Origin of the sequence: Shewanella sp. 11B5 (genome assembly GCF_002836795.1) — a bacterium.
Taxonomy (GTDB): Bacteria; Pseudomonadota; Gammaproteobacteria; order Enterobacterales; family Shewanellaceae; genus Shewanella; species Shewanella frigidimarina.
Genome location: NZ_PJAP01000970.1, coordinates 1 through 2873, shown reverse-complemented (window position 1 = coordinate 2873; position 2873 = coordinate 1). Strand labels below are relative to the sequence as shown.

Annotated in this window: 4 protein-coding genes; 3 read left to right on the top strand and 1 reads right to left on the bottom strand. The window is 41.4% G+C overall.

The window, feature by feature from the left end:
* A partial coding sequence (locus CXF78_RS18980; RefSeq protein ID WP_257984954.1) for an FGGY-family carbohydrate kinase occupies positions 1-444 on the top strand: 444 nt, incomplete at its 5' end.
* Positions 445-456: 12 nt separating this feature from the next.
* Here the strand turns inward: CXF78_RS18980 and CXF78_RS18975 are convergent.
* Positions 457-777, bottom strand: a complete 321-nt coding sequence (locus CXF78_RS18975) for a hypothetical protein (protein ID WP_011639224.1) — start codon at positions 775-777, stop codon at positions 457-459.
* A 1139-nt stretch (positions 778-1916) separates the two neighbouring features.
* Between CXF78_RS18975 and mraZ the strand changes: the two genes are divergently transcribed.
* Positions 1917-2375 carry a division/cell wall cluster transcriptional repressor MraZ gene (mraZ, locus tag CXF78_RS18970; RefSeq protein ID WP_102037632.1) on the top strand — a complete coding sequence of 153 codons (459 nt, stop codon included), beginning with the start codon at positions 1917-1919 and terminating at the stop codon, positions 2373-2375.
* 25 nt (positions 2376-2400) lie between these two features.
* Positions 2401-2873, top strand: a 473-nt coding sequence (gene rsmH, locus CXF78_RS18965) for a 16S rRNA (cytosine(1402)-N(4))-methyltransferase RsmH (RefSeq protein ID WP_102037631.1), incomplete at its 3' end; no start/stop codon positions are given.

The following is a 2873-nucleotide window of genomic DNA, read 5'->3' as shown; positions in this document are numbered from 1 at the left end:
CCTTACTGGGATGCTGATGCTCGAGGTGCCATTATTGGCTTAACCCGTGGAGCTAATCGGAATCATATTATTCGCGCGGCATTAGAAGCAATAGCTTACCAGTCTCGTGATGTGCTTGATGCTATGAGCAAAGATTCTAATGTACCGTTAACACAAATTCGAGTGGATGGTGGTGCGGTAGCAAATGACTTTTTAATGCAATTTCAAGCCGATATTACTGGGGTCACGGTTATTCGTCCGCAAGTAACAGAAACCACAGCAATGGGAGCAGCATTTCTAGCTGGCTTGGCCGTTGGCGTATGGAAATCGACGGATGAATTAAAAACCATGCTGTCTACCGAACGGGAGTTTACTTCAACAATGGATATAACGACTCGTGCGACGCTGTACAAGGGCTGGCAGAAAGCCGTTTCTCAAGTAAGCCCTAATGGAGACGTTGGGTAAACCAAGTCAGTATTACACCTCAATATCAATAAGCTGACTGGCGGTTTCTCCACGAGTGGAGAATCGCTTATCCGTTTTCATTCGCCTCGTTCTGCTACCGAGAGTTTTTTTTTCATCAACGGTTCTTGGTTTGGCTCGTCTTTCTTGGCGCGAAGCTTCCTGCCGTTGAATTGGCATTTTATGGGTAATACCGGGAGGTAATTGTGACTGAGGCGCCTCGTGACTGTCTGCACTTATAGCACTAACCTGTTTGACTTGTTCAACAATTCTCTTACGCTCACTCACAGCCTGTACAGGTCTAGCTAGCATGGCATAAATGCTGTCGATACTCATGTTGCTCTCCTGTGTGGTGAAATGAAGCTGAATGTTTATTCATCATAACTGTTTATCGGCTCAGTTTGATTAAATTTTAATCTTTTTTAAGTGATAGATAGTTTAGTGGTCACTTTCATGCTCTTGATTGATAAAGTCACACCAGCTCCTAATTGGCATGGATATTATTAACTATGCTCATTTCATTATTTCTATCGGTTATTCAACCATATCCCAAGGGCAATTGGATAATGGTAACGTCGCGATGTATACCCATATAAGACCTCCAACAACACATATATACGCCAATAGATTATCTATTAATGCTAAGCAGGTAGTAGGACAACACTTGAAACCGCGACATTGCTGTCGTGTAATCCTCTTGCGTGATAGCACCTCTTTATACCGTTTTATGATTAAGTCATCATCACCGTATGCCTTTGAGGCATTAAGAATAATTAACTGTGATTGCAAGGTGAATTGATAAAATGCTTGCCCTCAACATCGAAGGCTAATGATATACACAGTGATGTTTGGTAATCGATTTTTGGTAGTCAATCCTTAGATATTGATGTTTAGTAATCGATATTTAACCGTTGATATATAGCAATTGATGTTTAGCGGTAATCTAATGAGCAAAAGTTGTTTTAGCGTGTATTTACTTAAGCAATTTACCTGAGCAATACGATACAACAAGGTGAATAGAGAGGTGTTTTGCCTCAATAATGCTGATATTGAAGATGCTCGACAGAAATAAACATAAAATAAAGAGCGTTTTTAAACGTAGAAAATCGACTCAGTCGACTATTTGTTGATTTTTAATGTGCTTAAAATTGAGCTGTTGAGCAATATTACGAGGTAAAGATGGAACATTCGAACGATTAAAGAACATTAATTAAAAAGATCGCGAGTCTATTTTAGCCGATAAAGTGACCGTTATGTCTCTGGTTTAACTCATTTACCCTGATTTTTAGCTGTTTTCCTCCAACAGCTCTGTCATTCATCCCGCTTGATATTAATTTGCTGCTAACCCGCTTGGGGTCTGGATTTAATATATCTGTCCATTGCTTGACAACACTTGCATAGAGTCCCTAAACTTAGCATTTGTGGGAAGAAGTGGATCATTGTGGATCAAATGACAACATTAAGGGCTAAATAACGTGTTTCGTGGTGCCAATGCAATCAACATGGATGCTAAAGGGCGGATCGCTATTCCAGCGAGATACCGTGATGCGTTGCGTGTGGAACATGCCGGTACTGTGATTATGACCGTTGATATTGACGCTGCTTGTTTGTTGATTTATCCGTTACATGAATGGGAACAGATTGAAGCAAAGCTAAAATTGCTTTCTGATACCGATCCACTTGAGCGTTCCTTTAAACGAAAATTACTAGGTCACGCACAAGATTGTGAACTAGACAGCCACGGACGTATTGTTATTCCGCCGGCATTACGAAGTTTCGCCAGTTTAGAAAAGAAAACCATGCTGGTGGGCTTACTGAATAAATTTGAATTATGGGAAGAGAGTGCTTGGCAGCAACAAATGGATGATGGCAATGCGCTCATTCAAAGCCAAGATTTAGCCAGCAATGAACGCTTGGCACACTTTTCACTGTAATGACCAAAAAGGTTAGAAGAACCCAATGAGCCAAGAGTTTGCCCATTTATCAGTATTATTGAATGAGACCGTTGATGGTCTCAATATCCAAAGTGATGGCATCTACATTGATGGCACTTTTGGCCGAGGTGGGCATTCGCGTCATGTATTAAGTCATTTAGGCGAAAATGGTCGTTTAATTGCAATTGATCGTGATCCACAAGCTATTGAAGCGGCAAAACAGTTTGCTGATGATCCACGTTTTCAAATCGTACACGGTGGCTTTGGTCAATTAGCTGAGTATGTTGAGGAACTTGGGTTAACTGGCAAGATCAATGGCGTATTACTTGATCTTGGCGTGTCGTCACCACAATTAGACGATGCTGAACGTGGCTTTAGTTTTTTACGTGATGGCCCGCTCGATATGCGCATGGACAATAGCCAAGGTCAAACTGCGGCGCAGTGGATAGCACGTGCAGAAATTGAAGATATGGCATGGGTATTTAAAACCTACGGCGA